General features: G+C 73.2%; 21 protein-coding genes. 16 read left to right on the plus strand and 5 right to left on the minus strand.

Annotation, left to right across the window (positions count from 1 at the left end):
• Positions 1–12 precede the first annotated feature (12 nt).
• From OG737_RS25835 to OG737_RS25865, 7 genes are all read left to right on the plus strand, one after another.
• Entirely contained in the window at positions 13–1,113 is a 1,101-nt protein-coding gene (locus tag OG737_RS25835) for an AMP-binding protein (protein ID WP_405922044.1), read from the plus strand.
• On the plus strand, positions 1,113–2,576 hold the full coding sequence (locus OG737_RS25840) for an aldehyde dehydrogenase family protein (RefSeq protein WP_328928584.1): 1,464 nt from the start codon (positions 1,113–1,115) through the stop codon (positions 2,574–2,576). Before OG737_RS25835 ends, OG737_RS25840 begins: the two co-directional genes overlap by 1 nt.
• Before the next feature lie 202 nt (positions 2,577–2,778).
• Complete coding sequence (locus OG737_RS25845; protein WP_405677676.1) at positions 2,779–3,111, plus strand: phosphopantetheine-binding protein; 333 nt, start codon at positions 2,779–2,781, stop codon at positions 3,109–3,111.
• Complete coding sequence (locus OG737_RS25850; protein ID WP_405922045.1) at positions 3,104–5,872, plus strand: beta-ketoacyl synthase N-terminal-like domain-containing protein; 2,769 nt, start codon at positions 3,104–3,106, stop codon at positions 5,870–5,872. The genes OG737_RS25845 and OG737_RS25850 overlap by 8 nt, the downstream gene beginning before the upstream one ends.
• Entirely contained in the window at positions 5,869–6,648 is a 780-nt protein-coding gene (locus OG737_RS25855; RefSeq protein WP_328928587.1) for an alpha/beta fold hydrolase, read from the plus strand. The genes OG737_RS25850 and OG737_RS25855 overlap by 4 nt, the downstream gene beginning before the upstream one ends.
• A 20-nt stretch (positions 6,649–6,668) precedes the next feature.
• Positions 6,669–7,724 carry an aldo/keto reductase gene (locus tag OG737_RS25860; RefSeq protein ID WP_328928588.1) on the plus strand — a complete coding sequence of 352 codons (1,056 nt, stop codon included), beginning with the start codon at positions 6,669–6,671 and terminating at the stop codon, positions 7,722–7,724.
• A 25-nt stretch (positions 7,725–7,749) separates the two neighbouring features.
• On the plus strand, positions 7,750–10,062 hold the full coding sequence (locus tag OG737_RS25865) for an acyltransferase domain-containing protein (protein ID WP_405922046.1): 2,313 nt from the start codon (positions 7,750–7,752) through the stop codon (positions 10,060–10,062).
• 8 nt (positions 10,063–10,070) lie between these two features.
• Here OG737_RS25865 and OG737_RS25870 read toward each other — a convergent pair whose 3' ends face one another.
• Positions 10,071–10,967: a LysR family transcriptional regulator gene (locus OG737_RS25870; protein ID WP_328928590.1), complete on the minus strand. Its 897-nt coding sequence runs from the start codon at positions 10,965–10,967 to the stop codon at positions 10,071–10,073.
• 25 nt (positions 10,968–10,992) lie between these two features.
• On the opposite strand from OG737_RS25870, the gene OG737_RS25875 reads away from it, so the two are divergent.
• Positions 10,993–12,369, plus strand: coding sequence for an FAD-binding oxidoreductase (locus tag OG737_RS25875; protein ID WP_405922047.1), 1,377 nt, complete (start codon positions 10,993–10,995; stop codon positions 12,367–12,369).
• Here OG737_RS25875 and OG737_RS25880 read toward each other — a convergent pair.
• Both OG737_RS25880 and OG737_RS25885 read right to left on the minus strand, forming a co-directional pair.
• On the minus strand, positions 12,364–13,584 hold the full coding sequence (locus OG737_RS25880) for a cytochrome P450 (protein ID WP_328928592.1): 1,221 nt from the start codon (positions 13,582–13,584) through the stop codon (positions 12,364–12,366). The genes OG737_RS25875 and OG737_RS25880 overlap by 6 nt on opposite strands.
• 105 nt (positions 13,585–13,689) lie before the next feature.
• Positions 13,690–15,072 carry an FAD-binding oxidoreductase gene (locus OG737_RS25885; protein ID WP_328928593.1) on the minus strand — a complete coding sequence of 461 codons (1,383 nt, stop codon included), beginning with the start codon at positions 15,070–15,072 and terminating at the stop codon, positions 13,690–13,692.
• 174 nt (positions 15,073–15,246) lie between these two features.
• On the opposite strand from OG737_RS25885, the gene OG737_RS25890 reads away from it, so the two are divergent.
• Positions 15,247–16,119 carry a methyltransferase domain-containing protein gene (locus tag OG737_RS25890; protein ID WP_328928594.1) on the plus strand — a complete coding sequence of 291 codons (873 nt, stop codon included), beginning with the start codon at positions 15,247–15,249 and terminating at the stop codon, positions 16,117–16,119.
• A 4-nt stretch (positions 16,120–16,123) separates the two neighbouring features.
• On the opposite strand, the gene OG737_RS25895 is transcribed toward OG737_RS25890, so the two are convergent.
• Positions 16,124–16,552: a hypothetical protein gene (locus OG737_RS25895; RefSeq protein WP_328928595.1), complete on the minus strand. Its 429-nt coding sequence runs from the start codon at positions 16,550–16,552 to the stop codon at positions 16,124–16,126.
• A 112-nt stretch (positions 16,553–16,664) separates the two neighbouring features.
• On the opposite strand from OG737_RS25895, the gene OG737_RS25900 reads away from it, so the two are divergent.
• From OG737_RS25900 to OG737_RS25915, 4 genes are all read left to right on the plus strand, one after another.
• Positions 16,665–17,492 (plus strand): helix-turn-helix transcriptional regulator, encoded by an 828-nt coding sequence (locus OG737_RS25900; protein WP_328928596.1) that lies wholly within the window; start codon positions 16,665–16,667, stop codon positions 17,490–17,492.
• A gap of 136 nt (positions 17,493–17,628) precedes the next feature.
• Positions 17,629–18,453, plus strand: coding sequence for an inositol monophosphatase family protein (locus tag OG737_RS25905; protein WP_405922048.1), 825 nt, complete (start codon positions 17,629–17,631; stop codon positions 18,451–18,453).
• A 56-nt stretch (positions 18,454–18,509) separates the two neighbouring features.
• Positions 18,510–19,928: a phytoene desaturase family protein gene (locus OG737_RS25910; protein WP_405922049.1), complete on the plus strand. Its 1,419-nt coding sequence runs from the start codon at positions 18,510–18,512 to the stop codon at positions 19,926–19,928.
• Positions 19,928–20,446, plus strand: coding sequence for an O-acetyl-ADP-ribose deacetylase (locus OG737_RS25915; RefSeq protein WP_328928599.1), 519 nt, complete (start codon positions 19,928–19,930; stop codon positions 20,444–20,446). Before OG737_RS25910 ends, OG737_RS25915 begins: the two co-directional genes overlap by 1 nt.
• A gap of 16 nt (positions 20,447–20,462) precedes the next feature.
• Here the strand turns inward: OG737_RS25915 and OG737_RS25920 are convergent, their stop codons facing one another.
• Positions 20,463–20,945: an Lrp/AsnC family transcriptional regulator gene (locus tag OG737_RS25920; RefSeq protein WP_328928600.1), complete on the minus strand. Its 483-nt coding sequence runs from the start codon at positions 20,943–20,945 to the stop codon at positions 20,463–20,465.
• Positions 20,946–21,080: 135 nt separating this feature from the next.
• On the opposite strand from OG737_RS25920, the gene OG737_RS25925 reads away from it, so the two are divergent.
• The 3 genes from OG737_RS25925 to OG737_RS25935 all read left to right on the plus strand — a co-directional run bounded on the left by OG737_RS25925 (position 21,081) and on the right by OG737_RS25935 (position 25,901).
• A complete protein-coding gene (locus OG737_RS25925) occupies positions 21,081–22,205 on the plus strand; it encodes a DMT family transporter (protein WP_328928601.1) in 1,125 nt (374 codons plus the stop codon).
• A 46-nt stretch (positions 22,206–22,251) separates the two neighbouring features.
• On the plus strand, positions 22,252–23,475 hold the full coding sequence (locus tag OG737_RS25930) for an aromatic amino acid transaminase (protein WP_405677659.1): 1,224 nt from the start codon (positions 22,252–22,254) through the stop codon (positions 23,473–23,475).
• Positions 23,476–23,843: 368 nt separating this feature from the next.
• A complete protein-coding gene (locus tag OG737_RS25935) occupies positions 23,844–25,901 on the plus strand; it encodes a SpoIIE family protein phosphatase (RefSeq protein WP_405677657.1) in 2,058 nt (685 codons plus the stop codon).
• The last annotated feature ends 25 nt before the right edge of the window (positions 25,902–25,926 follow it).

The raw sequence follows: 25,926 nt of genomic DNA on the forward strand, positions 1-25,926 counted from the left end.
CCAGGAGGCACCGTGTCACCCGTAGAACGATCCGTGCTGGACCTGCCGTTCGACGTGGCCCCGGATCCCGACGAGTTCATCCGCGCCGCCATGGAGTGGCACTTCGACCCACGGACCGGGTCGCCCTACTGGCTGCGCCGGGCCGGCTCGCTCGACTTCGACCCGCGCCGCGACGTCAAGAGCCACGCCGACCTCCGGCTGTTCCCCAACGTGGTGAACGAGCTGCGCGACGTCCCGGTGACCGACCTCCTGCCCCGGGGCTACGGCGGTACGGCGGACATCGTGGGCACCTTCGAGAGCGGTGGCACGACCGGTGCGCCCAAGCGCGTGCTCTGCCTGCGCGACTGGATGGACCGCATGCTCGCCTGGAGCACCGCCAAGCTGGACCTGCACGGCTTCCCCCGCGGGGCCCAGTGGCTCGGGGTCACCCCCTCCGGACCCCACATCGTCGGGCGGATCTTCGAGGAGTCGGCCACCACGCACGGCAGCCTGGGCTTCCACGTCGACCTCGACCCGCGCTGGGTGAAGAAGCTGATCGCCTCCGGGCGCAAGGACCTGGCTGACGACTATGCCGAACACGTCATCGACCAGGCCGCGTTCATTCTGCGCACCCAGGACATCGGGGTCATGACCATCACTCCGCCCCTGCTGGAGCGGCTCGCGCACCGCGACGAACTCGTCGACCTGGTCAACGAGAAGGTGAAGGCGATCCGCTGGGGCGGCACCCAGATGGACGCCGACACCCGCCACCTGTACCGCACCGAGGTCTTTCCCGGGGTGAGACTCTACGGCCACTACGGCAGCACCATGATCCTGGGCATCGCCGGGCAGCGGTTCGACGCGGACGACGCGGACGCATGCGTCTTCGACACCCTCTCGCCGTACGTGACCTTCCGGGTCGTCGACCCGGCCACGGGGGACCCGGTGCCCCACGGCGCCCGCGGGCAGGTCGTGATGAACCACGTCAGCAAGGGGCTGCTGCTGCCCAACAACCTCGAACGCGATCTCGCGACCCGCGTCGAGGCGCCGGCGGGACACGTCGGCGACTCCGTCCAGGACATCGCGCCGGTGGCCCGCTTCGACGACGAGGCCGTCATCGAAGGGGTCTACTGATGACGCGGCCCACCGCGGCCCCTACCGCGCCCACCCCACCCTCCACCACGCCTTCCGCCGGGCCGGCGGCCGCGGCGGACGGCAGCGCGGCCACGGACGGCGGTCCGCTCGTACTGGACGTGCTCGGGCCCACCGGAGCGTACCGAGCACGCAACCGCCAGTCCGTACCCGATCTGACCGGCGCCCCGGCCGTCGAACTCGGCCTCGCCCCCCGGCTGTTCGTCAGCCGGGCCATGAATGCCCTGCGTGCCGCCACCCCGCTGCCCCTGGACGGTCGGGTGGCTGCGATCGCCCGCGCGGGCGAGCTGTTCGCCACGGCGGAACTCGGCGGACTCACCCCGGAGGCCTACGAGCGGGCCGTCAGCCGCATTGCCGGCATCCCGCTCCCCGTGGTCCGTACGGCCACCCGGACACTGGCCCGCCGTACCGCCGACCTCTACCGCGGACTGCGCCACGCCCGCCCCGCCGGCGCCGTCGGCGACTGGCGCGACCCGCTCACCCGTACCGGACGGGCGGTGTGGGCCCGGCGCGGCGAGGTCCTCGCCGTCCACGCCGCCGGCAACCACCCCGGCACGCACAGCATGTGGCCCGAAGCGCTGGCCCTGGGCTACCGGGTGGCGGTACGCCCCTCCCGGCGCGAACCCCTCACCCCGCACCGGCTCGTCATGGCCCTGCGCGCCGCCGGCTTCCCCGACGACCACGTGGTCCTGCTGCCCGCCGAGCACGAGGCGGCCGGGGCCATGCTGCGCGCCGCCGACCTCGCGTACGGCAGTGACGAGGTCATCCGGGAGTTCGCCGACGACCGGAGCGTCCTGCCGCTGACCCCCGGACGCAGCAAGGTCCTCCTCACCGCGGACCACGACTGGCGCTGCCATCTCGACACCGTGGTCGACTCGATCGCGCACCACGGCGGCACCGGCTGCGTGAACGCGACGGCGGTGTTCGTCGAGGGAGACCCGGCGCCGGTGGCCCAGGCCCTCGCGGAGCGCCTGGGCGCGCTGCCGAGCCTGCCTCCGCAGGACGAGAACGCCGTGCTGCCCGTGCAGAGCGCCGCATCCGCCAGGATCCTGGAGAAGTTCGTCCTCGGACGGGCGGCGGGTGCCAGGCCCTGGCTCGGCGGGGACGGCATCGCCGACGACCTCGGCGATGGCAGCGCCGTACTGCGCCCGGCCGTCTTCCAGCTCGGCCGACCGGACGACCCGGCCGCCGGCACCGAAGTGCCCTTCCCCTGTGTCTGGGTGTGTCCCTGGAACCGCGAGGCGTGGACCGCGCCGCTGCGCGACACCCTGGTCCTCGGCGCCTACACGGCGGACGAGCGGCTCATCGACGCCCTCCTGCACGAGCCGACCATCAGCAATCTCCACATCGGCGACCACCCCACCCACTGGACCGAAACGGGTATGCCCCACGACGGTTATCTGGCCGATTTCCTGATGCGCAGCAAGACGGTGCTGCGCGGCTGAAAGACGTTCACCTCGCACGGCGCCGGCGACCCGTTCCCACACGGTCCGCCGGCGCCTTCACGCGTGCCCGCCCGAAATTTTCCATAACGAATTGTTCTGACCCTGAGGGAATGCAGCTATTGGACATCCGGGTCCGGCACTTGGACCATCAAATGGCCGACCACCCCGTAATTTCCCGTGAATGACGCATTGGAGTGGCACCGTGACATCCCAGTCCCCCCCACCGCAGCAGCGGACCGAGCAGGTCGTCGCCGAAATCTGGAGCGAGGTCCTCGAACTGCCGCAGGTGGGTCCGCAGGACAACTTCTTCGATCTCGGCGGACATTCCCTCCTGCTGGCCATGGTCCGTGAGGGCATCGCCCGGCGGCTGGGCAGGGACGTGCCGCTGGTCGAGCTGTTCGCCCACCCCACCGTCAGCGCGCTCGCCCGGTACCTCGACGGCGGCGGCCGGTCCTCGCAGGCCAGGCCCCGCGCCCTCGACCGCGCCCGGCTCGGCAGCCGGCGCGCCGCCCTGCGGGGAGGCACCGGTGACTGACGCCGACGGGTTCCCGGACGATGACGGCCACGTGGCCGTCATCGGCATGGCAGGCCGCTTTCCAGGCGCCCGGGACACCGACGAGTTCTGGCAGAACCTCGCCGGGGGACTCGACACCATCACGCGGGACGAGGCCCGGCCGCTCCGCACCGGGACCGGCGGCGCCGGTGAGGGCGGCGCGGAGGGCGGCCCGCTCTTCGTCCCTGCCCGCGGCGTGCTGGAACACCCCGAATGGTTCGATGCGGGCTACTTCGGCTACTCCGAGGACGAGGCCCTCCTCCTCGACCCGCAAGCCAGGGTCTTCCTCGAATGCGCCGTCGCGGCCCTCGAACACGCCGGGCAGGATCCCGACCGCTGCGCGGGGCCCGTGGGCGTGTACGGCGGATCGACCGAGACCGCCCACCTCCAGACGGTGCTGGCCCACCGGGAGCGCTTCCGCCACCTGACCGACGACGACCTGCTGCTCGGCGCGGCACCGGAGTTCCTGGCCTCGCGCACCGCCGAGCGGCTGGGCCTGCGCGGACCCGCGACCACCGTGCAGTCCGCCTGTGCCACCGCCCTCGTAGCCGTCCACCTCGCCGTCCAGGGGCTGCTGAGCGGGGACTGCGACCTCGCCCTCGCCGGGGGCGTCGCCGTGCACGTCCCGCCGAAACCGTCCGGATACAGCGAGGACGGCATCCTCTCCGCCGACGGTGTCACCCGTACCTTCGATGCCCGCGGCGACGGGACCGTGGCGAGCAACGGCGTGGGCATCGTGGTCCTCAAACGCCTGCGCCACGCGCTCGCCGACGGCGACAGGATCCTCGCCGTGGTCCGCGGCTCCGCCGTCACCAACGACGGTTCCGCTCGGATCGGCTTCACCGCGCCCAGCGTCGAGGGGCAGTCGGCCGCAGTCCGTGCGGCCCGGCTCACCGCCGGAGTGGACGCCGGGACCATCACGTACGTGGAGGCCCACGGCACGGCGACCCCGCTCGGCGACCCCGTCGAAGTCACCGGACTGACCCGGGCGTTCCAGGAGGACACGGCCGAGCGGGGCTACTGCGCCATCGGATCGGTCAAGAGCAACATCGGCCACACCGACGCCGCCGCGGGAGCCGCCGGGCTCATCAAGACGATCCTGGCGCTGGAGCACGCCGCGATACCGCCCACCCTCCACTTCCAGGAACCCAATCCGCAGATCGACTTCGCGTCCGGACCGTTCCGCGTGGCCACGCGCTACGAGCCCTGGCAGCCCCGCGGCGGGCTCCGCCGGGCCGGAGTGAGCGCGATCGCCGTCGGCGGGGCCAACTCCCACGTCGTCCTGGAGGAGGCTCCCGCGCCTCCGCCCACAGGCCCGGCCAGGAGCACGCAGCTGCTCGTCCTGTCCGCCCGGACCCCGGCCGCCCTGGGCGCCGCCGCCGCCCGGCTCGCCGCACACTTGAGGACCGCGCCCGAGCCGGTCCTGGCCGACGTCGCCTGGACCCTCCAGACCGGCCGCCGTGAGCATCCCTGCCGCGGCTACGTCGTCGCGGAGGGGACCGAGGAGGCGGCCGCCGCACTCGTCACCCTGGCCGAAGGGGCGCCCCGCACCGCGCACACCGGGGGCGGGGTGCCCGGCAACCGCCCCGTGGTCCTGGTGTTCCCCGGCAGCGGCGGACGCCCCGGCCCCGGCCGGTACCCTCTCGCCGAGCCGGAGTACGAGCGGGCCGTCGCCGCCTGCCTCGACGCCCTCGACCCCGACCTGGCGGCGGCCGTGCGCGCCGCTCTGTCCGGGAACGGCCCGGACGACCCCGGCGGCTCCCCGGACCCGGCCGTCCACGACGTCTGCGCCTTCGCCCGGGAGTACGCCCTCGCCCGGCTGTGGATCCGGTGGGGGGTGCGGCCGGCCGGCGTGGCCGGGACAGGGGAAGGGGCCCTCGTCGCCGCCGCCGTGGCGGACGTACTCGACCTGCCCGGCGCAGTGCGCCTGGTGGTCGCCCGCGCTCGCGCCACGGGTTCCGCGCGCCGGGACGCGCTCCTTTCCCTCGTCCGCACGACCGGCCCCCGGCCGCCCGGCATCCCGCTGTTCTCCAGCTGGGACCGGCGCTGGCACGACGCGGCCGGCCCGGCTCCCGATGCCGCCTGGTGGGCGCACGAGTGGGCGGGTGACGTGCCGTCCGATCCGGCGGCCGCCGATCTCACCACCGTCCCGGCCCCCTCCGGCGGAGCCGACCCCTTCCTGCTCCGGCCGCTGGGCGAGCCGAAGAGCGAGAGCGACGCGCTGGTCGCGGTACTCGATGTGCTCGGCAGGCTGTGGGCCGCCGGAGTGCCCGTCGACTGGAGCGGCGCGCACGACGGTGCCCGCCGCGGCAAAGTCCCGCTGCCCGGCTATCCGTTCGAACGCCGCCCCTACCTGCTGCCGCCCCCGCAGGACCGGCCGGAAGCCGACGCCGCCTCCACCGGCCCGCACCCCGGCCGGGATCGGCCCGCCCCCGGGCCCGCCGATGCCACCGCCCGCGGGGAAGCCGGCCACGACAGCACCGAGGGGGGCACCCTCGCCCTCGTCCTGGAGCTGTTCCGCCAGGTCCTGGGCCTGCCGGAGGTCGACCCTGAGGACAGCTTCTTCGACCTCGGCGGCGACTCGCTGATCGCCGCCCGGGTACTGGCCGAGATCCGCGAGCGCCTGCCCGTCGAGATCACCGCGAAATCGCTCTTCGCGGCCCCCACCGCCGTCGAGTTCGCGGAGTTCCTCGACGAGAGGCTGGCCGGCCGCGACGTACGGACCCACGAGAGGCAGGCATGAGCATGGCGCACCCCACCGCATCGGCGGCCCGGTCCGCCGGGCCCATCGCGACCCACTGGCTCGCCTGCCGGGACCGCAAGCCCGACGCCACCGCCCAGTTGTACTGCTTCGCGCACGCCGGCGGCTCCGCGGGCGAGTTCCTGCGCTGGTCCGACGACCTGCCAGGGGTACGGGTGCTGGCCCTGAAGCTGCCCGGCCGGGCGCCGCGCGAGAAGGAACCGCCCTTCACCCGAATGCCGGACCTGGTCGACGCCCTCGTGGAGCAGGTCGGCTTCGGGCCCGGACCGTTCGCATTCTTCGGACACAGCCTCGGTGGGCTGGTCGCCCATGAGGTCGCCCGTACGCTGCGCGCTGCCGGGCGGCCGGGACCGCAGCGACTCTTCGTCTCCTCCGTTCAGCCCCCGCCGGTCACCACCCGGCAGCCGGTGCACCGCCTGCCCCGAGCCGATCTGCTCACCGAGATCGAGCGGCGCTGGGGCGCGCTGCCCGCCGCCGTCCACGAGGACGAAGAGCTGCGCGACATCGTCCTCGGCTACTTCCGGGCCGACATGGAGATCGCCGAGACCTACGGGTTCGTCCCCGGGCCCCCGCTGGCCATCCCGGTCACCGCGTTCGTGGGCGACCAGGAGGACGGCGACCTGACCGGCTGGGGCGCCCACACCGCGGGCCCCTTCGAACACCACACTCTGCGCGGCGGCCACTTCTACTTCCGCGACCCCGAGCAGCGGCGAGAGCTGCTGCGTCACGTCCACCGGATGCTCGGCGCCGAGCACTGAAGCGACAGAGGAGGCGCACCATGCGCTATACGACCTTCGGACGCAACAACGGCCTGCGGGTCTCGGAGCTCGCCCTGGGAACCGCCAACTTCGGCGCCGCCTGGGGCGGCGGGGCCAGCCGGGAAGAGTCCCGGAAGATGTTCGAGCGCTTCGCCGAGGCCGGCGGAACGTTCATCGACACCGCCGACAGCTACCAGCTGGGCCAGTCGGAACAGTTCCTCGGCGAGCTCATCGGCAGCGATCGGGACCGCTTCGTACTGGCCACCAAGTTCTCCCTGGGCAACGCACGCCCCCACGTCTCCACCACCGGCAACAGCCGGAAGAACATCATCCGGTCGGTCGACGCGAGCCTGAAGCGCCTGGGCACCGATCACATCGACCTCTACTGGGCCCATCTGCCCGACACCGTCACCCCGGTCGAGGAGATCCTGACCACCCTCGACCAGCTGGTCCGCGCTGGCAAGATCGGCTACACCGGGCTGTCCAACTTCCCCGCCTGGCAGGTCTCCCGCGCCGTGACGCTGGCCGAACTGCGCGGCTGGACCCCGCTGGTGGGCGTCCAGTTCGAGTACAGCCTCGCCGAGCGCAGCGCCGACCGGGAACTGCTGCCCATGGCCGAGGCGCTCGGCCTCGGCACCGCGCTCTGGGCCCCGCTCGGAGGCGGGCTGCTGACCGGCAAGTACCGCGAGGGCCGGGGCGGCAGGCTCAGCGACTGGGACGGCCGCGGCATCCGTACGGAGGACAGCGCGCAACGCACCGACGTACTCGACACCGTGCTCGCCGTCGCGCGGGAGGGCGGGCACTCGCCCGTCCAGGTGGCTGTGGCCTGGCTGCGCGCCCGGGCCGCGGCGGCGGCCACCGCCGTGGTGCCCGTCATCGGCCCGCGCGACGCCGGGCAGCTGGAGGGCTACCTGTCCGCGCTGGACGTGACCCTCGACACCGCGTCCCTGCGGCGGCTCGACGACGTCAGCGCCGTACGACCGGGCACGCCCCACGAGCTGGTGGCGAACACGCTCGACGTGGTGCTCGGCGGAGGGGCCGGCCGTGTCGTACGACCGCCCGTACCGGTGGCGTGAGCGAACGAAGAAGGAGGAGGACGACATGAACACGATCGACCCGGCCGACGACGGATCCGCCGTCGCCGTCATCGGCATGGCGGCCCGGTTCCCCGGTGCGGACGGCATCGCCGCCTACCGAGACCGGTGGGCGCACGGAGCCGACCCCGGACCCCTGCTGGAGGACGCCGACGCCTTTGACCACACGTTCTTCAGCCTTTCTCCCGGCGAGGCCCTCATCACCGATCCGCAGCAGCGCGTCCTGCTCGAATGCGCCCAGCACGCGCTGGAAGACGCCGCCTGCGATCCCGCCCGCGAGGCAGGGACCATCGGCGTCTACGCCGGCTGCGGCAGCACCCCGTACGCCGCGCGGCTGCGGCGCGAGCTGCACCGGCTGCCCTTCGCGGACGACTGGCAGATCAGGATCGCCACGGGCGCGGACTTCCTCGCCGCCCGCCCCGCGTACAAGCTGGGACTGGCCGGGCCCGCGGTCACGGTGCAGGGCGGGGGGGCCACCATGCTCCTGGCCGTCCACACCGCGGTGCAGGGGCTCCTCGCCGGCGACTGCGACCTCGCGCTGGCGGGTGCGGTCACCGTCCGCCCCGCGGGCCCGGACGGCGACGGGTCGGTGGGAGGCTGCGGGATCGTCGTCCTCAAACCGCTGCGGGCGGCCCGCGAGGCGGGCGACCGCATCCACGCCGTGGTCCGCGGCACGGCCGTGGCCAACGGTGACGACGCCGGTGGCATCGCGCGGCAGGCCCGTGCGGTCGCCGGGGTCGCGGCCGAGGAGGTGGTCCCGCTCCGGGCCGGCCGCGCGCCGGCGCCCGGGACGGCCGTCACCGACACCACGCCCGGCATCGCGGCCTTCCTCGACGCCGTGTTCGCCGTCTCGCCGGACGCGCCCGGCGGCCAGAGCCTGACCGGTGTCCCGGCCGAAGGCCCGTACGGCCTGCACGCGCACGTCGTCGTGGCACGGCCGCCGCGCCCGGACCGCCCGGCAGCCGGGCCCGAAGAGGACGGGGGCTGGCAGCTGCTGCCCCTGTCGGCGCGCGACGGGAGCGCCCTCGACGAACTGACCGCACGGCTCGGACAGCACCTGGCCGGGCATCCGCAGGAGCCGGTGGCGGACGTGGCATGGACGCTCCAGACCGGGCGCACCGCACGGCCCGCGCGCCGGTTCGTCGTCGCTCCCGGCACGACCGAGGCCGCGGCGGCGCTGAACAGCGGCAAGCGCCGGCTGACCCCGTCCGGCACGGCCCCGCGGACCGCGCGCCCCGTCGTCTTCACCTTCCCCGGCCAGGGCGGCCAGCACGTGGGCATGGCCCGCATGCTCTACCGCGCCGACCCCGGGTTCCGGGCCGACGTCGACACCTGCGCCGAACTGGCCCGGCCCGCGCTCGGACTCGACCTGCGCTCCCTCGTCGACCCGCGCGGCGAGGCCGAGGAGGAGCAGGCACGCCGCGCGCTGTCGACCATCGAGGTCGGCCAGCCGGCCGTCTTCATGGTCGAGTACGCGCTGGCCCAGGCCCTGCGGCGCTGGGGAGTGCGCCCGGCCGCGGTCGTCGGACACAGCCTCGGGGCGTACGCCGCCGCGTGCCTGGCCGGGGTCTTCTCCCTTCCCGACGCGCTCGCCCTGGTCGTGGAGCGGGGCAGACTGCTCCAGAGCCTGCCGTCGGGGTCGATGGCCGCCGTCGGGCTGCCCGAGTCCGAGGTGCTGCCGCTGCTCCCGGACGGGCTGGGCATCGGCGCCGTCAACGGGCCCGGACAGGTCGCGGTATCGGGGCCGACCGGGCTGGTGCAGTGCTTCGTGAGGGAATTCCCGCGCCCGGACGTCGAGGTCAAGCTGCTGAAGATCGCCACAGCAGGGCACTCGGCCCTCGTCGAACCGATCCTCGACGAGTTCGAGGCGTACGTGGCCGCACTGCGCCCGGCCAGGCCCGTGGTACCCGTCGTCTCGGACACCACCGGAGGCTGGGCCGACCCCGACGACATCGCCACCCCCGGCTACTGGCGCCGGCACCTGCGCCACGCCGTACGGTTCGACGACGCGCTCTCCACGCTCGCGCGGGACCCCGAAGCCATCCTGCTCGAAGTCGGTCCGGGCCTGACACTGACGTCACTGGCCCGCCGCCATCCCGCACTTGCCGGCCCGGACCGCCTCATGCTCCAGACACTGCCGCACCCGGCCGACGAGACCCCGGAGCTGAGCATCCTGCTGACGGCCCTGGGCCGGCTCTGGCTGGCGGGTACGGAGCTGGACTGGGCGGCCCTGCACCCGGGCGGCCGCCGCCGGGTCCGCCTGCCCGGGCACCCGTTCCGGCGAACCGGGTTCGACCTGGACGCCGTGGCGGCCCGCTGACCGGAGTATCAGCTTCCGGTGGACTCCGCGAGCTGTCGGCGGGCGTGCGTGAGGAAGGCGCGCGCCGCCGGGCTGACCGGGCCCTCCGCGCGCCACGCCAGCGCCAGCCGCCCGCGCAAGTGCGCACTGTCGATCCGTACGATGCGCAGCTGCCGGGCGTGTGCGCGGGCGAAGGGCTGGGGAAGGATGGCGAGCCCCAGCCCCCGGGCGGCCAACTGCGCGAGCACCAGCGGATCACTGGCTTCGAAGGCTATGCGCGGGGTGGCGGCCACGGCGGACCAGGCCGCCTCGACGGACGTCCGCAGCCCGGTGCCCGGCGGCAGGCAGATCAAGGTGTGATCGCGTATCTCCTCCACGGACACCCGCTCGCGGTGGGCCAGCGGATGGCCGGCGCTGACCGCGCCGACGAGCAGTTCGTCGGCGATGACCTGGACGGCCAGGCCGGGCGGCGGATCGGCGGCCATGCCGATCACCGCGACGTCGATCCGCCCCGTGCGGACGCCCTCGGCGAGGTGGTCCGAATTCCCCTCCGACAGGGCCATGTCGATGGACGGATGCAACGCGTGGAACTCGGCCAGCAGTTTCGGCAGCGACAGGTGGGAGGACGAAGCGACGGTCCCGAGGGAGACCTGGCCCCGCAGGAGACCGGTGACCTCGTCCACGGCGAGGCGGGCGCCGGCCACGGCGGCCAGCGCGGCCCGGGCGTACGGCAGTACGGCGACGCCCACGTCGGTCAACTGCACCTGACGGCCACTGCGGTCGAGCAGTTCCTGTCCTAATTCGCGCTCCAGCCGACGGATTTGAGCACTCACACCCGGCTGCGCCACGTGAACGCGCGCGGCGCCCCTGGTGAAGCTCGACTCCTCGGCGACGGCGACGAAATATTCCAACTGGCGCAGTTCCATGAGCGCCGAGTCTAAAGGTTGCCTTATGAGTGATTTCTCTTCGCTGGTGTCGCGGGTCGAGGGTGAGGTGTTCCTGCCCGGGCAGGAGGGTTTCGACGAGGAGCGGACGGGTTTCCAGCGTGCGGTGGTGCACCGGCCCGATGTGATCGTGGGTGCGGTCTCGGCGCGGGACGTGGCGGCGGCGGTTCGGTTCGCGGGGGCCAGGGGTCTGCCGGTGGCCGTGCAGGCGACCGGACACGGTCTGTCGGTGGGAATGGACGGCGGGGTGCTGATCTCGACCCGGCGCATGTCCGGGGTACGGATCGACCCCGAGGCCAGGACCGCGTGGCTGGAAGCCGGGGTGCGCTGGGAACACGTCGTCCCCGAAGCCGGACGCCACGGCCTGGCCCCCCTCAACGGCTCGGCCCCGCACGTCGGCGCCGTCTCCTACATCCTGGGCGGCGGACTGGCCCTCCTCGGCCGGACCTACGGCTGGGCGGCCGACCACGTCCACCGCATGGAAGTCGTCACCGCCGACGCACAGATCAAACAGATCACCCCCGACAGCGACCCCGACCTGTTCTGGGCCCTCCTCGGAGGCAAGGACAACTTCGGCATCGTCACCGGACTCGAAACCGCCCTCATGCCCCAACCCCGCATCTACGGCGGCGGCCTCTACTTCGACACACCCCACGTCGAAGACATCCTCCACACCTGGCACCAATGGACCACCACCACCCCCCACCACATGAACTCCAGCGTGGGGCTGATGCCCGTGCCCGACCTGCCGTTCATGCCCGAGCCGCTGCGCGGCCGCTACGTCGCCCACGTCCGGATCGCCTCCACGGGCGGCGCGATCGCCGGCCGCAGGGCCGTCGCCCCGCTGCGCGCCGTCGCGCCCCGTCTGATGGACACCCTGCGCGACATGCCGTACACCGCGAGCGGCTCCATCTTCGACGACCCGGTCCACCCGCACGGCTACACCGGGGACAACGCCCTGCTCGGCTCGCTCGGCACCCCGGCGCTGGACGCCGTCCGGGACCTCGCCGGCCCGGCCGCACCCGTGATGTGCGTCGTGGACCTGCGCCACCTCGGCGGCGCGCTGGCCCGCCCGCCGGCCGTGCCCAACGCGGTCGGCCACCGCGAGGCGGCGTACATCCTGCGCGTGCTCTCACCCGTAGGGCCCTGGAGCGCGGCCGACATCGCCCCCGTCCACGAGGAGCTGCTCGCCGCGGTCCGGCCGTGGACCGTGGGCCGCAACCTCAACTTCGTCTACGGGACCGGCCGCCCGGCCACGGCCGAGCGGCTCAGCACGCTGTACGACGCCCCCGCCCGACGGCGGATGGCCCGGCTGAAGGCCGTACACGATCCCGCGAACACCTTCCGCGTGAACCACAACATCCAGCCGGACCCGGCGTCATGACGTCAGCAGGACGGGCAGGTCACGCGGCCCGTTCGCGATGAAGGAACCGGACCCCGGGATCTCGGAGCGGGGTCGCGCCAACCGGAGGCCGGGGAAGCGGTCGAAGAGCCGCGGCAGCGCGATCCCGGCCTCCAGCCGGGCGAAGGGGGCGCCCAGACAGTGGTGGGCGCCGTGCCCGAAGGCGAGGTGCTCGTGCCTCTCGCGGAGCAGGTCGAAGCCGAGCGCGTCCGGGCCGTGCTGCTCCGGATCCTGGCCGGCCGCCGCGTAGGAGACGAGGATCGCGTCACCCTGTGCGATGGTCACCCCGTCCACGTCGATGTCCTGGGTGGCGAAACGCAGCGGCATGTGTGCGACCGGGCCGTGCAGGCGCAGGGACTCCTCGATCGCGTCCTGCCAGGTGGCCCGGCCGGCCCGGATGTGCGCCAGCTGATCGGGCCGGGACAGCAGCTCCACCAGTGCGCTGCCCAGCAGGTTGGCCGTGGTCTCGTGGCCGGCCCCGATCATGAGCATCAGGGTGTCGGCGAGTTCCTGTTCGTTCAGCCGCTTCCCGTCCTCGTCGCGTACGGCGATCAGCTCGGAGGAGAAGTCGGGTCCGGGGTGCTCGCGCTTGTACGCCACCAGGTCGGTGAGGACCGCGTAGATGGCCCGCCCGCGTTCCTGGATGTCGTCGATGCTCCCGGGGTCGCGGAAGAAGGCGTCCATCATCTGCCGCAGCGAGTCGCTGGTGGCCTCCGGTATGCCGAACAGCCGGCAGATCACCTGGAACGGCAGCGGGTGGGTGAACGCGGCCCGCAGGTCCACCGTCTCCCCGGCCGGCGCCGCGGCCAGCTCCTCCAGCAGCGCGCCCGTCACCTCCTCCACGGCCGGCGCGAGCGACTTCGTGCGCCGGGCGGTGAAGGCGCCCGCCACCAGCCGGCGCAGCCGGGAGTGCTCGGCGCCGTAGGCCGTGAGCATGTTCTCCACGGACACCCAGGGGTAGAGCGGCCAGTCGGGGGTGATCTCGCCGTCGCGGAAGGGCGGCCAGTGCCGGCGGGGATCCTTGGACACCCGTGGATCCGTCAGGAGCTGTTTGATCCGTTCGTGCCGGGTCACCGACCAGGCCCGCACACCGCCCGGCAGCTCCACCCGGGCGATGGGCCCGAGCCGGCGCAGCGCGGCGGCCTCGCCGGCGAGATCACTCCCCGTGGGGTCGAGCGGGAACACGCTCTGGGACATCTGTGCTTCCAATCTGCCGGATCCGCCGGCGGTCCCGCGGGCAGGCGGCCGCCCACCGCGGCGGTCCCGAAGGGGGAGGGGGCCGCTGCGGTGGGCGATCACCGGCTAGTGCGAGCCGGGCGTACCGGGCTCCAGGTTGTAGTTGACGCGGAAGGTGTTGGCCGGGTCGTGCACGGCCTTGAGCCGGACCAGACGTGCGTGGTCCTCGGGGTCGTACGCCGAACGCACTTGCTCCGGACCGGCGTTCTCGCCGATGCCCATGAAGTTCACGAAACGCCCCGTCGTACGGGGGGCCAGAGCGTCGAAGAGCCGGCGGTGCACCGGCCGTACGGTCTCGGGGGTGAACGGGCCGACCAGCGGCGAGATCACGTAGAGCAGGTAGCGCGCGTCGCGGTGGCCGACGGCGTTCGGGGCTCCCTGCCGCCGGGCCAGCATGCCGCCGAGGTGACGCAGTTCGACGATGCACATGACGGGCGCGCCGGGGCCGACCGTCTTGAGGACCGTCGGCACGTCGGACTCGGCCAGCTCGCTGAGCATGGCGCCGTCCGCGTACCACGGCATGGGAGTCGGCGGGTCGTTGTGGATGGCCGCGCTCGCGGTGTACGGCATCTCCGTCAGCGTGTCCAGCAGTCGCGGCGCGACCGCGCGCAGGGGGGCGACCAGACGCTCGCCCTCCTCGGCCGTACCCGTGTAGGCGATCCGGACGTGGGCGACGTACCGGCCGCGCAGCGGCTCCGGTGCGAAGGGTGCGTCCGGCACCGGGATGAGGGCGAGGGAGGAGTTCATGTGGTGGGGGGTGGTGGTGGTCCATTGGTGCCAGGTGTGGAGGATGTCTTCGACGTGGGGTGTGTCGAAGTAGAGGCCGCCGCCGTAGATGCGGGGTTGGGGCATGAGGGCGGTTTCGAGTCCGGTGACGATGCCGAAGTTGTCCTTGCCTCCGAGGAGGGCCCAGAACAGGTCGGGGTCGCTGTCGGGGGTGATCTGTTTGATCTGTGCGTCGGCGGTGACGACTTCCATGCGGTGGACGTGGTCGGCCGCCCAGCCGTAGGTCCGGCCGAGGAGGGCCAGTCCGCCGCCCAGGATGTAGGAGACGGCGCCGACGTGCGGGGCCGAGCCGTTGAGGGGGGCCAGGCCGTGGCGTCCGGCTTCGGGGACGACGTGTTCCCAGCGCACCCCGGCTTCCAGCCACGCGGTCCTGGCCTCGGGGTCGATCCGTACCCCGGACATGCGCCGGGTCGAGATCAGCACCCCGCCGTCCATTCCCACCGACAGACCGTGTCCGGTCGCCTGCACGGCCACCGGCAGACCCCTGGCCCCCGCGAACCGAACCGCCGCCGCCACGTCCCGCGCCGAGACCGCACCCACGATCACATCGGGCCGGTGCACCACCGCACGCTGGAAACCCGTCCGCTCCTCGTCGAAACCCTCCTGCCCGGGCAGGAACACCTCACCCTCGACCCGCGACACCAGCGAAGAGAAATCACTCATAAAGCAACCTTTCCACGAAGGCGGAGCCAAGCCCCGCCTGCATAAATGATGTTGAAGCGGCCGGCACTTCATGTCCAATAAGAAACCGTGCTGGCCGTCAGAAGCCCTGACTATTGGACGCGGTCGCGCGGATGCCGCACGATTTCTCCGGCGAACTCAAGTCAAGGAGCCGGTATGGGTAATTCGGAAAGCACGGCGGAGATGCACCGTGTGTTCAACAGCGCCGCGGACGTGTACGACCAGAGCGGAGTCGAGTTCTTCGGACCCATCGGCCGACGGCTCGTCGAATTCTCCGGAATTCGGAGCGGTGACTCGGTGCTGGACGTGGGCTGCGGCCGGGGCGCCGTGCTGTTTCCGGCCGCGGCGGCCGTGGGCAGCACCGGAGAGGTCATCGGAATCGACCTCGCCGAGGAAATGGTCAAGTACGCGGATGCCGACGCGCGGTCGCAGGGCCTGGCCCAGGTGACCACCCAGGTCATGAACGGACAGGTGCCGGACTTCCCGGCCGGCCGCTTCGACGCGGTGGTCGGAGGCTTCAGCGTCTTCATCTGGACGCACGGCGCCGCCGAACTGCGCCCCTACCGCACGATCCTGCGCCCCGGCGGCCTCTTCGCGGCCAGCGCCCCCTCCTTCTTCCCGACAGCCACGGGCAAGTGGGGCTTCCTCCCCGAGGACGTGCACGACCTGCTGCTGCCGCACCTGACCCAGCCCAAGGACGGCGATGCCTACGACTGCCCCTTCACCAACATCCACAACAACTGGCTGGTGACCCCCGATACCGTCGCAGCCACCCTGACCGAGGCGGGCTTCACTGACGTGGCCGTACTGGAGGAGGACCTGCCCATCGTCGTGGAGTCCGGGGCCCAGTGGGTCGCCTGGACCCGCTCGCACGGCATGCGACGGCTGTGGGACAGGCTGTCCGAGCGGGAGGCACAGGAGCTGGCCGCCGAGGTCGCCCGGCGCCTGGACGCCCTGCGCTCGGCCGACGGCAGCATCACGCTGCCGACCCCGATCGTGTACCTGCGCGGCCGGGCCCCGCAGGTCTGACCGGTCATCCCGCCGCGGTCATCCGTCGCAGGCCCACCCACTGCAGGGCCGCGTACACGCCCACGACCACCGCGCCGATCAGCATGAACACGATGCCGAAGCCCGTGAGCGGGACGAGATCCCCCGCGGCCACCACCAGGCAGGCGACGGCGGAGCCGAGATTCACCCCGATCACGGCTTTGGCCAGGCCGGCCGGGATCACCGGGTACCCGGCGATGAGGGCCAGCGAGGCCGCCCCGCCGAGCTGGTAGAGCCCGAAGCCGACGCTGAAGCCGACCGGCATCCCGGTGGCGGAACCCAGGGGGCCGTACGCGGCGATGAGCACGGTGGCCATCACGGCGGTGCTGACACTGTCGATCCGCAGGACCAGCCGCAGGAAGCGGTCGGACGCCTGCCGGGCGGCAGGGTCGGTCGTATGCATCGTCTGTGTCATGGCAGGGCTCCTTCGCACCGGACTGTGCCACCACCGTGACACGGGACAGGTCGCGGACTCCATGACCTCAGAGGTCATGGAGTCCGCGACCCCGGCCGTTACGGTGGAGTGCATGAAGACGGAAGACCCGCCCCGCGTCGGGCTGTTACTGCGCGACTGGCGCCAGCGCAGGAAGTTCAGCCAGCTCGACCTCGCCCTGCGCGCCGAGACCTCCACCCGGCACCTGTCCTGCGTGGAGACGGGGCGGGCCCGGCCCAGCCGGGAGATGGTGCTGCGGCTCGCCGAGCACCTCGACGTGCCGCTGCGCGACCGCAACAGCCTGCTGCTGGCGGCCGGCTACGCCCCCGCCTATCAGGAGAGCCCCCTGGACAGCGACCGCATGGCGATGGCCCGCCAGGCACTGCGGAGCATGCTGGCCGGCCACGAGCCCTACCCGGCGGCGGTCGTGGACCGGGTCTGGAACATCGTCGACTCCAACCGCTCGATGTCCCTCCTGCTGGACAGCGTCCCGCCGACCCTCACGGCCGAGGGCGCGAACGTGATGCGCCTGATCCTGCACCCGGACGGCCTCCCGCAGCACTGCCTCAACTTCGCGGAGGTCCGCGCCCACGCCCTCGGCCGACTCCTGCACCAGGCCAACGGCACCGGCCACCCCGAGCTGCGGGCGCTGTACGACGAGGTGTCCGCCTACCCGCCGCCACCGGACACCGGCGCCCCACCCGGGCCGGTGGACGCGACCGGCATGGTGGTCCCGCTGCGGCTGCGCACGCCCTTCGGCGACATGGCGCTGTTCAGCATGATCGCCACCTTCGGCGCGCCCGCGGACGTGACGCTGTCCGAACTCGCGGTCGAGACGTTCTTCCCGATGGACGAGGAGACCGCCCGGCTTCTGCGCCTGCACGCGGCGGCCGCCGACCCGAAGGACCCCCGAGGCTCCTGACGCGGCATGGCCGGTCAGCCGACCGAGGCCGGGACCTTGCGCCCGGGGGGCGGTTCACCCGGCGGCCACGCGGTGTCCAGCTGTCCGTCGGGGATTGACGGTGGGGCTTGTCAGTCTGGCGTGGTGTGATGGGGGCATGATCGAAGAGTTCCTGGCCCAAGACCTGTCCGCGGTGGAAGAAGCGGTCCGCAAGGCGGCGGCGGTCGAGATCATGCCGAGATTCCGCCAGCTCGCCGACGACGAGGTCGACGAGAAGAGCGGACCGCACGACCTGGTGACGGTCGCCGACCGCAAGGCCGAGGAGCACCTCACGGCCGCCCTGACGCGGCTGCTGCCCGGCTCGGCCGTGGTCGGCGAGGAAGCCGTCCACGCCGACCCGACCGTGTACGAGGCGCTGCGCGCCGAAGCCCCGGTGTGGATCGTGGACCCGGTCGACGGCACCCGGCAGTTCGTCTCCGGCGACCCCGCCTTCTGCACCCTGGTGGCGCTGGCCCACCGCGGGGAGATCCTCGCCTCCTGGACCTTCGCCCCGGCCCTGGAGGAGCTGGCGACCGCCGTGCGCGGGCAGGGCGCGTACGTCAACGGCGAGCGGATCCACAGCGGTTCGCCCGAGCCGGGCGCCGAGCTGCGGATCGCCATGGCCCACCCGCTGTACACCTCCGAGGAGGACAAGCGCACCCTGGGCCGGCTGGACGTGCCCGGTGTGGCGGTCAGGCCCTGCGGATCGGCGGGCCTGGAGTACCTGAAGGTGGCCCGCGGCGAGATGGACGGCCTGGCTTTCACCTGGCCCTCGGCCTGGGACCACGCGGCCGGTCTGCTGCTGGTCGCCGAGGCCGGCGGGGCGCAGAGCACCGTCGCCGGGCTCCCCTTCCGGGTGGACCGGGACAACGCGCTGCCCTTCGCGGTCGGCCGGGACGAGGCCACCGTGGTCCGCATCCGCGACCTGCTGCGGGGTCAGTGACCGCGCGGCCGGAATATCCTGGGGAACACAGGCGCCGCCGGACGAAGGAGTCGCAAGTGCCGTCGATTCTCGATGCGGTCGTGGTGGGGGCGGGGCCCAACGGGCTGACGGCCGCCGTCGAACTGGCCCGGCGCGGCTTCTCGGTGGCCGTCTTCGAAGCCGCCGGCACGGTCGGCGGCGGAGCCCGGACCGAGGAGCTGACCCTCCCCGGCTTCCGGCACGACCCCTGCTCGGCCGTGCACCCGCTCGGCATCGGCTCGCCCGTCTTCGCCACGATGCCGCTGAAGCGGTACGGGCTGGAGTGGCTGCACGCCCCGCTGCCCATGGCGCACCCCTTCGACGACGGCACGGCAGCAGTCCTGTCCCGCTCGGTCGCGGAGACGGCGGCGTCCCTCGGGCCGCGCGACGCCGGTGCGTACCGGCGGCTCGTGGGGCCCTACCTCGGCAAATGGGACACGCTGGCCCGGGACTTCATGTCGCTGCCGAGCACCGCCCTGCCCCGCGACCCCGTCACCCTCGCCCGCTTCGGGCTCACCGGGCTGCCCCCCTCGACGTGGCTCATGCGCCGCTTCCACGACGACCGGGCCCGGGCGCTGTTCGCGGGGCTCGTCGCGCACGCCATCGCCCCGCTGGACGGGATCGCCACCGGCGCCGTCGGCCTCGTCTTCGCCCTGGCCGCGCACGCGAACGGCTGGCCCCTGCCGCGCGGCGGCTCGCAGTCGATCTCCGACGCGCTCGCCGCGTACCTGCGCGACCTCGGCGGCACGGTCCACACCGGCTTCGAGGTCAAGCGGCTCGACGACCTCCCGCCGGCCCGCGCGTACGTCTTCGACACCTCGCCGGCCGCGCTGGCCCGCATCGCACGCCTGGGCCGGGTGTACGAGGGCTACAAGTACGGCGCCTCCGTATTCAAGATCGACTACGCGCTGGACGGCCCCGTCCCGTGGACCGCCGAGGAACCGCGCCGGGCCGGCACCGTCCAGATCGGCCCGCGGGCCCGCGACGTCGACGCCGCCCTGCAACTCGCCTCCGGCGGCCGCGCCCCTCGCAACCCCTTCCTCATCACCGCGCAGCCCAGCCTCGTCGACCCCGGCCGGGCGCCCGAGGGCAAGCACGTGTTCTGGGCGTACGGTCACGTCCCTGCGGGCTGGGGCGGCGACCTCACCGACGCGGTCGAACGCCAACTGGAGCGCTTCGCACCGGGCTTCCGCGACCTGGTCCTGGCCCGCGCCACGGCCGGCCCGCCCGAGCTCGCCGCCCGCAACCCCAACTACGTCGGCGGGGACATCGCCTGCGGCGCGGCCTCGGGGCTCCAGCTCCTGCTGCGCCCCAAGCTCTCCCTGTTCCCGTACACGACCCCCCACCCGGCCGTCTTCATCTGCTCCTCCGCGACCCCGCCGGGCCCGGGCGTGCACGGCATGTCCGGCCACAACGCCGCCAAGGCGGTCTGGCGCCACCTGCGAAAGGACTCCTGATGCTCCGCATCACCCTGGTCCTCGGCGACATCACCGCCGAGAAGGCCGACGCGATCGTCAACGCCGCGAACTCCTCGCTGCTCGGCGGCGGCGGGGTGGACGGCGCCATCCACCGGCGCGGCGGGCCGGAGATCCTCGCCGCCTGCGAGGACCTGCGCCGCTCGCACTACGGCAAGGGCCTGCCGACCGGCCAGGCCGTCGCCACCACCGCGGGCCGGCTCGCGGCCGGGCACGTCATCCACACCGTCGGCCCGGTCTGGTCGCGGGAGGACGACCGGTCGGCGCTGCTGGCCTCCTGCTACCGCGAGTCCCTGCGGGTCGCCGACGAGCTGGGGGCCCGTACGGTCGCCTTCCCGGCCATCTCCACGGGGATCTACGGCTGGCCGATGGACGACGGGGCGCGGATCGCCGTGGAGACCGTACGGGCGGCCCGGACCGACGTGGACGAGGTGCGGTTCGTGCTCTTCGACGCGGCGGCCTACGCGGCCTTCGAGGCGGCGGTCGAGGCCGCCCGCTAGGCCGCCCGCGCGGACCTCACAGCGGTCGCGCGGAGGCGCCCGGGGAGGGGCGCGGGTACGTGCGGGACTGCTTGACACTGCCGTACGCGAAGCTCGACTCGATCGAGGCGATGCCGGGAATGGCGTGGATCCGGTGGCGCACCAGCGCCTCGTAGGCCTCCAGGTCCTCGATGACCACGCGCAGCAGGTAGTCGCTGCTCCCCGCCATCAGGTAGCAGTCCTGGATGTGCTCGATGACCGCCACGTGCTCCTCGAAGAGCCGGACCGCCTCCGCGGTGTGGCGTTCCAGCCGGATCCGGACGAAGACGGTGACCGGGAGCCCGAAGGCGACCTGGTCGACCATCGCCGTGTAGCCGCGGATCAGACCCGCCTCCTCCAGCCGCCGGACGCGGCGCAGGCAGGGCGAGGGGGAGAGCCGGACGCGGTCGGCGAGGTCCTGGTTGCTCAGGCGCCCGTCGGCCTGCAATTCCCGGATGATCTGCAGATCGACTGCGTCCATGGCCACTCCTTGGCAGATTCTGCCCCAAACGTATGTCCGAGAGGCAGAACTGGCAATCGGCTGCCCCGTCCGAAGCCCTAGCCTTGCCCGGGAACGGACCAGACCGGTCCGGTCTCAGAGGCTGGAGCAATTTCCGTGGTCGCGACGAACATCACCGGGGTGACCGCGCCTCCCGACGCAGCGGTCCCGTCGGCCGGAAACCCTCCCCCAGCTACCGCTGGGGGGACCCCCAGCCGACGCGGGCTCTCCCCGCACGCCCAGGGCGTGCTCGCGCTGCTGGTGACCGTGTCGATCTGGGCCGCCTTCGCGCTCAGCGCCCGGGCCCTGAGCGCCTCCACCCTCCTGCCCGCCGACGCGGCCCTGCTGCGCTTCGGCGTCCCGATCGTGGTCCTGCTCCCCGCGCTGTGGCGGCGCCGCCACCGGATCGCGGCGGTCCGGCCGGGCCCCGCCATCAAGATCATCTGCGGTGCGGGAGTGCCGTTCTTCCTGGCGGCGATGCACGGCGGCGCCCTGACGTCCGCGGCGTTCGTCGGCTCGATCGTCCCCGGAATGGTCCCGCTGTTCGTCTCCGCGCTCATGGCCGCGCGCGGGCACGGCATGCCCCGCGGGACCCAGGCGGCCGGGCTCGCGCTGATCGCGGCCGGCGTGATCGCCCTCGTCTGGCGCTACGTCGTCCCCGTGGACACGGACGTGCTGGCGGGGGCCGGAACCCTCCTGGTGGCCAGCGGACTGTGGGCCCTCTACACGGTGGGCCTGCGGGACGTCGACCTCGACCCGGTCGGCTCGATCGGACTGCTGTGCCTGCCCTCCTTCGCGGTGATCGGGCTCCTGGTCCTGACCGGGGTGCTCCCGACGGGCCTCGCGCACGCGGCGGGCGGCGACATCGCCCTGTTCCTCGTCGTGCAGGGGCTCGGGGTCGGCCTGTGCGCCGGCCTGCTGTACGCCTTCGCCATCCGCAGGCTGGGCGCCGAGCGCAGCTCCGTCGTCGGCAGCCTCAGCCCCGTGGCCGTGGTCCTGCTGGCCATCCCCCTCCTCGACGAATCACCCACCCTCGCCGTGCTCATCGGCGTACCCCTCATCACCATCGGCGTCGTACTCGCCAACCGTCGTCCCGGCAGCCGTCTCAGGGAGCGTCTTGCCGGTCAGGCCGGGCTCGCTGTGCCTGGCACGCAGGCTCGCCGCGTTCTCGTCGGTCGCCGACGCTCCGCGTCGACTCCCTCCTCGGCCTTGCGATCGCACGCACCAGACGCCGCTCCCTGATCCGGCCCGACCGACAAGACTCCCCCTAGACCCGAGGTCCCCGCACATGCTTGAGCTCCTCCCGCCGCCGCCCACCGACCCGCTGTGGGACCTGACCGCGGAGTTCGCCGCCGACGAGCGGCCCGAGCGCCTGAACCTCGTCCTCGGCGTCTACCGCGACCACACGGACCGCACGCCCGTCATGGCCGCCGTCCGTGACGCCGAGATGCGTCTGGCGGAGCGCTCCGAGTCCAAGGAGTACCGGGGGCTCTCCGGCAACACCGCCTTCAACCGGGCCGTGCAGGCGCTGGTCCTGGGGGCCGAGGTGCCGGCCGACCGGGCCGTGGCCGTCCAGACCGTCGCCGGTTCCGGCGCGCTGCGACTGCTGGCCGACCTGATATGCCGGACCCGCCCGGGCGCGACGGTCTGGATCAGCGACCCCGCGTACGTGAACCACCGGCCCATCCTGGAGGCCGCCGGGCTGAAGGTCCGTACGTACGGCTGGCGTGACGCGCAGGGCGGCTTCGACGCGGAAGGCGTGCTGCGGGAACTGGGCGGCGCGCAGCGCAGCGACGTCGTCCTGCTCCAGGGGTGCTGCCACAACCCGACGGGAGCCGACCCCACGCTGGACGCCTGGGAGGCGCTCGCCGAGCTGGCTGCCCAGGGCGGCTGGGTGCCGTTCGTCGATCTCGCCTACCACGGGCTCGGCGACGGGCTGGAGGCCGACCTGCTGCCCACGCGCATCCTGGCCGCGCGCGTGCCCGAGATGCTGATCGCCGTCAGCTGCTCGAAGAACTTCGGCCTGTACAGCGACCGCACCGGTTGCGCCATCGTCCTCGGCCAGTCCGGCCAGGCGCTGCGGCACGTCGAGACGGCCCTGCAGAACGCCGCCCGGACCCTGTACTCGATGCCGCCCGAGCACGGCGCCGCCGTCGTCGCCACCATCCTGGAGGACACCGGACTGCGGGCCGCCTGGCAGGCGGAACTGGAGGTCATGCGCGGCCGGATCGTGGCCAACCGTGCGGACCTCACGACCCACCTGAGCGCCCTGGGCTGCGGCCCGCAGGCGCGGGCACTCGCGCTGCAGAAGGGGATGTTCTCGATGCTGCCGCTCACCGCGGCGCAGATGCTCCGGCTGCGCCGGGAGTTCGCCGTCTACGGCACCACGTCGGGCCGCTTCAACATCGCGGGGATCCCGGGCCACCGGATCCCCCGGCTCGCGCAGGCCGTCGCGGCGGTGCTGGGGGAGGGGCGGGCGACCCGGACCCTCGAAGGCGCGCTGCGGAAGTAGCCGGACACGGCAGTCCCCGGCAGTCCCGCCGATTCCATGAGCCATCCGCCGTCGCCGATGGCTCCCGTGGATCGCGAGATCTGCCGGGGGCCTGGCCAGAGCCTGGACAAGGGTCACGCGGGCCTCTGGACGTCTCCAGAAGGGGGTGCGGCTCTATCCGGTTTTCCGGTGTATTGATGAGTTTCCTCCGTATTTCGCCCGAGTCAAGAGTTCTGGCGTTTCCGGTGTGGCGAGCTGGTCCGGCGAGTTCCGGTCCCCGCCGGACCTCCCGCCCGGGGACCGGAAATCGTCGGACACAGAGCCCTGCGCCGACGCCTCGGATAGGGTGAATCGGTAGGAATCAGGCCCCCCGGGGTGAGGTCGGTGCGTTGGACACTTACCAGTCGACGAGCGAGGTGCCGGACCCGCCGGTGGCGGCCGTCGGGTACGCGGGCGTGCTCCGCGAGCTGCTGCCGATCGCCCTGTGGCGGGAGGACGCGGACGGGCGCGTCGTCGAATGGTCGCTCGCCGCCCAGGACCTGCTCGGGTACCGCCCCGAGGACATCCTCGGCCGCCTCGGCTCCGCCGTCCTGGTCCCCGACGCCAACCGTGAGCTCGCCGGTCAGCTGACCCGCCGCGTCCAGGCGGGCGAGACCGTCGTCGGCACCCTGCCCGTGCGCCACCGCGACGGCCACACCGTCGTCATGGAGATGTGGATCGTCCCCGCCCAGGACCCGCAAGGGCGTACGGGGGCCATGCTCATCGCCGTGGAGACCTCCGAGGTGCTCCACATGCGGGACTCGCTCGCCGCCCTGGAGAGCCTCTTCACCCAGTCGCCCATCGGCATCGGCACCCTCGGCCTCGACCTGCGCTTCATCCGGGTCAACGACGCGCTGGCCCGGATGAACGGGGTCCCGCCCGCCGAGCACGTCGGCAAACGGCTCACCGAGGTCGTGCCCGGGGTCAACGCCGGGGCGCTGGAGGCGACCATGCGCCAGGTCCTCGACCAGGGCGCGGCCATCGTCGACGTCCGCCGCACCGGGCGGACCGCGGCCGACCCCGAGCACGACCGGACCTGGTCCTGTTCGTACGCTCCCCTGCTCGACGGCTCCGGGCGGCCGCTGGGCCTGATCGCCTCCCTCATCGACATCACCGAGGGCCAGCGGGCCCAGGCCGACGCCGAACAGGCCAGGCGCCGGTTCGCCCTGCTGGCGGAGGCGGGCACCCGCATCGGCACCACCCTGGACCTCCATCAGACCGCCCGGGAGATCGTGGACGTCCTCGTACCGCAGCTCGCGGACTCGGCCGACGTACAGCTGCTCGAAGCGGCGATCGAACCGGACGAGGCGGCCGGCTCCACCCACGGAGTCCTGCGGCGGCTGGCCGTCAGATTCCCCGACCCGGACGCCCCCACCGCGAAACTCGCCGCGGGCCAGACCCTCCAGATCCCCGAGGGCAGCGTCTACGAGCAGGTCATCGCCGACGGGCAGGCCATGAACCTCTACGTCTCCGACATTCCGGAGCTGATCACGGACCCGCGCGCCGAACCGCTGCGCGCCTACCTCGCCACCCTCGGCTCCGCCCGCCTGATCCCGCTGGTCGCCCGGGGCGCCGTGCTCGGCGCGGTCGTCGTGACCCGGGTCCGCGAGCGCGAGCCCTTCGACGAGCAGGACTGCGTACTCGTCGACGAGCTGGTCGCCCGCGCCGCCCTCAACATCGACAACGCCCGGATGTACACCCGCCAGCGGCAGGCCGCCCTGACCCTCCAGCGCAGCCTCACCAACAGCGAGCTGCTCCAGGTCACCGGCCTCGAACTGACCGGGCGCTACCTGCCTGCCAGCGACCACGACGTCGGCGGCGACTGGTTCGACGTCATCCAGCTGCCCGGCGGGCGGACCGGCCTGGTCATCGGGGACGTCATGGGCCACGGGATCCACGCGGCGGCCGTGATGGGCCAGCTGCGCACGGCGGTACGGACCCTCGCGCGCCTCGACGTGCCCCCGGCTCGGATGCTCGGCTCGCTCGACGCCGTCGTCGCCGACCTGGGCGAGGACGAGATGGCCACCTGCGTCTACGCCGTCCACGACCCGGCGTCCGGGGGCTGCGTGATCGCCCGCGCCGGGCACCCGCCGCCCGCTGTCGTCGGCGCCGACGGGACCATCACCTTCCTCGACGGCCCGCCCGGCACCCCGCTGGGCACGGGCGGGCAGGACTTCCGCACCGAAGAGGTGCGGCTGCCCCCGGGAAGCCTGCTCGTGCTCTACACCGACGGCCTCATCGAGGCCCGGGACCGGGACCTCGACCAGGGCCTGGACCAGCTGGCGCGGGCCCTGCGCGGAGCCTCGCAGCCCCTGGAGGAGCTCTGCGACGGGATCCTGCGGCGGCTGCTGCCGGACGCTCCCCAGGACGACGTGGCGGTGCTGCTGGCCCGCGCGAGGCCGGTCTGAGAAGGCGTTACGAGACCGGGCGACC

The organism is Streptomyces sp. NBC_00122, from assembly GCF_045160845.1.
GTDB lineage: Bacteria > Actinomycetota > Actinomycetes > Streptomycetales > Streptomycetaceae > Streptomyces.